This window comes from uncultured Agitococcus sp., from assembly GCF_937920075.1.
In the GTDB taxonomy this organism is placed as follows: Bacteria; Pseudomonadota; Gammaproteobacteria; order Pseudomonadales; family Moraxellaceae; genus Agitococcus.
On sequence record NZ_CALETI010000449.1, the window covers coordinates 1 to 8,053 of the forward strand.

An 8,053-nucleotide genomic window follows, 5' to 3' on the forward strand; every position below is an offset into this window, starting at 1 on the left:
GACTGTTCTGCTGACGATAGGCCACTAATTGCTGCTGAATTATATAATGGAGCTTCTAAGCCTAAATATGACACCGATTTACCAGCAGTTACACCACTAAAATTAGGAACATCATTTTCAGTCACGGTTTTAACAACCCAAGGATTTTCGGCTGTTCCCCACGATGTAATTGTGCGACCAAAGTCTGTCGCGGCAGGCGTAGCACTTATCGCACCAAAAGGAACTCCCCAATCCGTACTGTCTATAGTCGCTCCATACGCCTTTTTAGATTGCCCTAAAGTAACACCATACAACCAAGCATCAGCTTTCTTATAACCATTATTTGTTGCAGTGGTAGTTAAAGGACCAACAGGAATAAAACGCATATAGCCTGTACCATAAGTACCAGCACCACTATTGTCAGTATAAAGACCAGTTGACGGATTAGCTCCATTCATCATAAAAGAGTAATTTTCTGGCAATAAAGCAATACCTTCACCAGTTGTTTCACTCATAGTTTCGTCATCTAACGATTCTAAAGCAAAAGCAGATTGCATATTTACAATAGCAATAGCCAAACAAAGGGTTTTAAGAGGCAACTTCATAGCTAAGCCCTATTTATTGTTGTAAGTCTTATTTTTGAATAAGCACGGAGTTATAACTTTAGCTATTATTATGCTATTTTTTTGCCACTTTGCCAAAGCTAAGCATCAATTACATGGTATTTTTTTTGTAATAGTCGATAAGTGGTCAATTTTTGCCCATCTATTTGATTATTTAGATGGGCTTTTTTTAGTTTTTATACAATTATATCCTCAGGCACTCTTACCCATCCTTCCATAATAATCCGTGCGCTGCGGCTCATAATTGCTTTAGTGACTGTCCACTCACCATTTACTTGTTTGGCTTCTGCACCGACGCGTAATGTGCCTGATGGATGGCCAAAACGTACTGCTTGACGCTCACCGCCACCTGCTGCCAAGTTAACCAATGTGCCTGAAACGGCTGCGGCTGTACCAATAGCAACAGCGGCTGTGCCCATCATGGCATGATGTAATTTACCCATTGATAAGGCACGAACCAACAAATCGACATCACTGGCTTTGACTGCTTTGCCACTGGACGAAATATAGTCTTTTGGCTGCGCAACAAAAGCAATTTTTGGTGTGTGTTGACGAGTTAATGCTTCATCTGGGTGTTTAATTAACCCCATACGCAAAGCACCAGCAACACGAATCGCTTCAAATTTGGCTAACGCTTTGGTATCACCATTAATCGCTTCTTGTAATTCTGTGCCTGTATAACCAATGTCTTCGGCATTGACAAAGACGGTTGGAATACCTGCGGTAATCATGGTTGCTTTTAACGTGCCAATATTAGGCACATCCAAATCGTCAATTAAATTTCCCGTTGGGAACATTGAGCCGCCCGCATCGCCCTCACCTTCGTCCGCTGGATCTAAAAACTCTAAAACGATTTCGGCAGCAGGAAAAGTCACACCATCTAATTCAAAATCACCTAGCTCTTGAACTTGGCCGTTCGTGACAGGTACATGAGCAATAATGGTTTTGTTAATGTTGGCTTGCCAAATTCTGACCACACAAATACCATTTTGAGGAATACGTGCAGCATCAACTAAACCCGCATGAATGGCAAATGCTCCCGCGGCGGTCGATAAATTGCCACAGTTTCCACTCCAATCGACAAAAGCTTTGTCGATGGAAACTTGGCCATATAAATAATCAACGTCGTGTTCTGGCTGACTACTTTTTGACAAAATCACACATTTGCTGGTGCTTGATGTTGCACCACCCATACCATCAATATGTTTGGCATAAGGGTCTGGGCTACCAATGACACGCATAAATAAACGATCACGGGCAGCACCCGCTTTTTGGCAAGATTCAGGCAGGTCTTGGAGACGAAAAAACACTCCCTTACTAGTACCACCACGCATATAAGTTGCAGGAATTTTAATTTGCTGGATATTCGACATAACAGTTCTCTTAAATTCAATACTTTAAGTTTTTAACTTATAACCCTGACGTGGAAAATGAACATGCAAGATACCTAGCTCTGGGTCTTGGCGAGCTAAAATATAACGCTCTGGTGTAACTCCCACTAAGATACCTGCCGTTGGCTCACAACCATAATCAGCAGGCGCAATCGTGACTTTTTCACCAATTAAGGCATCTTGACGATGTTCGTTAGCAATCACTCGTGGCTCAGCTTGTGCAGCGGCTTGTAAGGCTTGTTGTTCAGTAATTTGAATATGCATACCATGACCAAATGCGTTCATACGTGCCATCCATGCCAATAATTTAGGATGGCCTTGCAAGAATGGAGCTTCGGCTAAATCATGGATAAACCACAAACTATGATAAGTAGAAAAGTCGGCATGGGTTGGTTGTGCACCAAATAAAAAGTCTTGGTTTAAACGTTGCTCTAAATTGGCAATATGTTGTTTGACCACTTCTTTGGCTTTTAATGGATTAACCGCACGAACTTTAGCCTTACGTCCCATATTAATGCGATCTGCTAAAAAGCGCGCTACATCTAATACAGACATGGCTTTAAGCACTTTTACATTGAGCTTCATTGTGCCTGAGACAAATAAACTGGCAAAGAAAATCTCTAAATCCACTTTAGCAATATATGCTTGTTGTTCTGCATCTAGGTTTTCAACTGCTAATAAAGGCTTTTGAGCTAATTGGGCAATTTCGGCGGCAATAATTTTGCTATCACAAAAAATATCTGCGCCAATTTGTGCTACAGGAATTTTACGATAGCCGCCTGCTAAACGGGCTAATAGAGGGCGTGGTGGCATTTCACGGGTAATACAGGATTGCCAATTGACTTGGGCATAGCCCAACATGATGCGAATCTTTTCGGAAAATGGTGACATGGCATAATGATGCAAAATTAAATCATTCATTAAAGTTTCACTAATGGCTGTAAAGTTGCCCGATTATAAGCGATGATGAGTGTAAAGCTAGGTTTGTGTAATGGTTTTTTAGCCGATTTTTAAGACTTTTGTGCCTTTGGTTTGGTCTGTTTTTGCTGATATACCGCGCTCAGCGTCGAAATAAAAGCGTTAATCTCAATCACACGTTCAAAAGGAAAACAAATAATATTCATCACATATCAGCTAATTTTATTGGATTAGTTTAAGCCTAATCCAAAAACACCAAAACAAAAAGCCCTATTTTTCAACAGGGCTTTTTGCTTAATTCGATGGGTTTCCTTCGTCAACCCATCCTACAAAATCAAGCCACGCTTCCCTCTAAAAAGTCCTTAGCAAAACGTTGCAACACACCACCTGCTTCGTAAACAGACACTTCTTCGTCAGAATCCAAACGACAAGTCACTGCTACTTCAACAGTTTCACCATTTTTACGATTAACCACTAAGGTTAAATCGGCGCGTGGTGTTAATTTACCTACAACATCATAAGTTTCTGTGCCATCCAAGCCCAAAGTCTTACGCGTTGTGCCAGCTTTAAACTCTAAAGGCAATACCCCCATACCAATCAAATTAGTACGGTGAATACGCTCAAAGCCCTCAGCCACAATCGCTTCAACACCTGCTAAACGCACGCCTTTGGCTGCCCAGTCACGACTAGAACCCTGACCATAATCCGCACCCGCAATAATAATCAACGGTTGTTTGCGGTTCATGTAGGTTTCAATGGCTTCCCACATTCTCATCACTTGGCCTTCTGGCTCAACACGTGCCAACGAACCTTTTTTCACTTGACCATCCACAATCGCCATTTCGTTAACCAACTCTTTGTTAGCAAAAGTCGCACGTTGAGTGGTCAAATGGTCACCACGGTGGGTGGCGTAGCTGTTAAAGTCTTCTTCAGGCAAGCCCATTTTATGCAAATATTCACCTGCGGCACTGTTCATCAAAATCGCATTTGACGGTGATAAATGGTCAGTGGTGATGTTGTCTGGCAACACGGCTAATGGACGCATACCTTTTAGCGTGCGCTCACCTGCCAATGCACCTTCCCAATACGGTGGACGGCGAATATAAGTGCTTTGTGGTCGCCAGTCATACAACGGAGAAGCCGCTTTTTTGGCATCTTGCTTCTCAAACATGGGGATATAAACTTGATTAAATTGTTCTGGCTTAACCGCCTTGGCGACAATCGCATCAATTTCTTCGTCACTTGGCCAAATATCTTTTAAACGAATTTCTTTGCCATCGACCACCGTTAACACATCTTGTTCAATATCAAAACGTACTGTACCTGCAATCGCGTAGGCAACCACTAAGGGTGGAGATGCCAAGAAAGCTTGTTTAGCATAGGGATGAATACGACCATCAAAGTTACGGTTACCCGATAACACAGCGGTGGCGTACAAATCACGGTCAATGATTTCTTGTTGAATTTTCGGGTCTAATGCACCACTCATACCATTACACGTTGTACAAGCAAAGGCAACAATACCAAAACCAAGTGCTTCTAGGTCTGCTAATAAACCAGCTTCTTTTAAGTACAATTCAACCACTTTAGAGCCGGGTGCTAAAGAGGATTTAACCCAAGGCTTACGCACCAAACCTAATTGACGAGCATTACGTGCTAACAAACCAGCCGCAATCACGTTGCGTGGATTGGAAGTGTTGGTACAACTGGTGATTGCTGCAATAATCACTGCCCCATCAGGCATTAAACCTTGTGCTTCTTCGGCACGTGCTTTGTCTAAATCAACGGCAATACCACGCTCTTTTAAGGCAGAAACAGGCAAACGGCGATGTGGGTTAGATGGGCCAGCCATGTTTCTCACGACTGTTGACAAGTCGAATTTAAGCACACGCTCAAACTGTGCATTGACCAAACTGTCAGACCACAAACCTGCTTCTTTGGCATAGGTTTCAACTAAGGCAACTTGGGCATCAGAACGACCCGTCAAACGCAAATAATCTAAGGTTTGGTTGTCGATGGAGAACATAGCAGCCGTCGCACCGTATTCAGGTGCCATGTTGGAGATAGTTGCGCGGTCACCAATGGTTAAACACGGAACACCTTCACCATAGAACTCTAAATAAGCACCAACCACTTTTTCTTTACGCAAAAATTCGGTTAAAGCTAAGACCATATCCGTTGCGGTGATGCCTGCTTGACGTGTGCCAGTTAACTCAACACCAACCATGTCTGGTGTACGCATCCATGAAGCGCGACCCAACATCACGTTTTCGGCTTCTAAACCACCGACACCCACCGAAATAACCCCTAAAGCGTCAACGTGTGGCGTGTGTGAATCTGTACCGACACAGGTATCAGGATAGGCCACACCATTGTCACTGTGAATCACAGGTGACATTTTTTCGAGGTTGATTTGGTGCATAATGCCGTTACCCGCTGGGATAACATCAACATTATCAAAGGCTGTTTTTGTCCAGTTAATAAAGTGGAAACGGTCTTCGTTGCGGCGTTCTTCGATGTCGCGGTTTTTTTGAAAAGCGTCAGGGTCAAAACCTCCACACTCTACGGCTAAAGAATGGTCAACGATTAATTGGACTGGCACAACAGGATTAACTTTGGCTGGGTCGCCACCTTGGTCGGCAATCGCATCGCGTAAGCCTGCTAAGTCAACTAAAGCGGTTTGACCTAAAATATCATGACAAACCACACGCGCAGGAAACCACGGAAAATCGCGTTCACGTTTACGCTCAATTAATTGTGTTAAACAGTCATTAATAATGGCTGGATCGGCTTTGCGGACAATGTTTTCGGCATGAATACGTGCGGTATAGGGCAATGTTGCCCAAGCACCTGCCTTGATAGCATCAACCGCAGCACGTGCGTCAAAATAGTCTAGGTTGGTATTGGGGAGTTTTTTGCGGAATTGGCTGTTCATAATAGCGGTCTCTAGTCACCCTCTCCTTTCAGTAGAGGGCTGGGGTGAGGTCTTTTAACGATTGATATTTCACCCTCACCCTAACCCTCTCCCACAGGGAGAGGGAACACGCTTTTTGTTATAGGGAGAGGGAGAACTCAATGCTTACTTACGCTCTGCTAATGGCACAAATTTTTGGTCTTCTGGGCCAGTGTAGTTAGCACTTGGACGAATAATCTTGCCATCAATACGTTGTTCAATAATGTGTGCAGACCAACCAGAGGTACGGGCAATCACAAACAACGGTGTAAACATATCCGTTGGCACACCCATCATGTGATAGCTCACCGCCGAGAACCAATCTAAGTTCGGGAACATCTTTTTGATTTCCCACATCACACTTTCTAAACGCTCAGCAATGTCATACATCTTGGTATTGCTTTGCTCTACGCTTAACTCATGAGCAACCTTTTTAATAACCACGTTACGTGGGTCGCTAACGGTATAAACAGGATGACCAAAACCAATAATCACTTCTTTGCGGCCTACACGCTCACGAATATCTGCTTCGGCTTCGTCTGGCGTGTCGTAACGCTTTTGGATTTCAAAAGCAACTTCGTTAGCGCCACCATGTTTAGGACCACGCAATGCACCAATCGCACCACAAATCGCTGAATACATATCAGAACCTGTACCAGCAACCACACGACCTGTAAACGTAGACGCATTAAATTCATGCTCTGCGTATAAAATTAAGGACGTATGCATAGCACGAACCCAGCTTTCGCTTGGCTTTTGACCATGTAACAAATGTAAGAAATGACCGCCAATGGAGTCGTCATCGGTTTCAACATCAATACGCTTGCCGTTATAAGCAAAGTGATACCAATACAACAACATAGAACCCAAACAAGCCATTAACTTATCAGCAATATCGCGTGCACCAGGGTGATTATGGTCTTCTTTTTCAGGTTTCACACAACCTAATACCGACACACCTGTACGCATGACATCCATTGGATGAGAAGATGGTGGTAATTGTTCTAAAGCAACTTTTACCGCCGCTGGCAAACCACGTAAGGCTTTTAATTTGGCTTTATAACCTGCTAATTCAGCTGTGTTTGGAAATTTGCCATGTACCAATAAATACGCTACTTCTTCAAATTCACTGGTGGTTGCAATATCTAAAATGTCATAACCACGATAGTGTAAATCGTTACCACTACGGCCAACGGTACATAAAGCGGTGTTACCTGCGGCTGTGCCTGATAAAGCAACGGATTTTTTTGGTTTAAAACCTGTGGTTGTCGTTGTTTCTGTCGTCATTTTTACTGTTCCTCTTGTCTCAAATGAATTCTCCTCCCCCTCATTTAGGGGGAGGTCGGGAGGGGGTCTCAAAATACCCCACCCTAACCCTCACCTAATTTAGGGGAGAGAAACGAATTGCTTTATTTTTTAGCCGCAAACAAAGCGTCTAATTTACCTTCAAAAGCGTGATAACCAATACGGTCATATAACTCTTCACGCGTTTGCATGATGTCCACCACTTCACGTTGATGACCATTAGCACGTACCGATTGATATACCAATTCCGCTGCCTTGTTCATGGCACGGAAGGCACTGAGCGGATATAACACCATGCCAACACCTGTGGGTGCTAAATCGTCCACACTAAACAACGGCGTTTTACCAAATTCAGTAATATTGGCTAACACAGGCACTTTTACTGCATCAACAAACTTTTTATAGGTTTCTAAATCATAGGCGGCTTCGGCAAAAATACCATCTGCACCCGCTTCGACACATTTAATCGCACGCTCAATGGCGGCATCCACACCATGCACTTGAATAGCATCGGTACGGGCAATCAAAAAGAAGTTAGGGTCAGTTTTGGCATCGGCGGCTGCTTTAACACGGTCAACCATTTCTTCGGTAGAAACAATTTCTTTACCCGGACGGTGACCACAACGTTTTGCACCCACTTGGTCTTCAATATGACAAGCGGCAGCACCTGCTTTAATTAAACTTTTTACCGTACGTTCGATATTAAACGCACTTGGGCCAAAACCTGTATCGATATCCACCAATAAGGGCAAATCACAGACATCAGTAATACGACGTGTGTCAATCAACACATCATCTAAGGTATTAATACCCAAATCAGGCAAACCTAAAGAACCTGCGGCAACACCACCACCCGATAAATAAATGGCTTTAAAGCCTGCACG

Annotated in this window: 5 protein-coding genes and 1 pseudogene; all 6 read right to left on the reverse strand. The window is 43.4% G+C overall.

The genetic code is table 11. The annotated features are described in order from the left end of the window. A pseudogene (locus Q0212_RS15265) lies at window positions 1-584 on the reverse strand (hypothetical protein); the annotation flags it as partial. Window positions 585-778: 194 nt separating this feature from the next. Further along, window positions 779-1,975 carry a 2-methylaconitate cis-trans isomerase PrpF gene (prpF, locus tag Q0212_RS15270; protein WP_297927102.1) on the reverse strand — a complete coding sequence of 399 codons (1,197 nt, stop codon included), beginning with the start codon at window positions 1,973-1,975 and terminating at the stop codon, window positions 779-781. A 24-nt stretch (window positions 1,976-1,999) separates the two neighbouring features. Further along, complete coding sequence (locus Q0212_RS15275; RefSeq protein WP_297927104.1) at window positions 2,000-2,914, reverse strand: glutathione S-transferase family protein; 915 nt, start codon at window positions 2,912-2,914, stop codon at window positions 2,000-2,002. A gap of 331 nt (window positions 2,915-3,245) precedes the next feature. Further along, entirely contained in the window at window positions 3,246-5,846 is a 2,601-nt protein-coding gene (gene acnD, locus Q0212_RS15280) for a Fe/S-dependent 2-methylisocitrate dehydratase AcnD (RefSeq protein ID WP_297927106.1), read from the reverse strand. A gap of 144 nt (window positions 5,847-5,990) precedes the next feature. Continuing rightward, on the reverse strand, window positions 5,991-7,151 hold the full coding sequence (gene prpC / locus Q0212_RS15285) for a 2-methylcitrate synthase (protein ID WP_107865825.1): 1,161 nt from the start codon (window positions 7,149-7,151) through the stop codon (window positions 5,991-5,993). Between the two features lie 122 nt (window positions 7,152-7,273). After that, window positions 7,274-8,053, reverse strand: a 780-nt coding sequence (gene prpB / locus Q0212_RS15290; protein WP_297927109.1) for a methylisocitrate lyase, incomplete at its 5' end; no start/stop codon positions are given.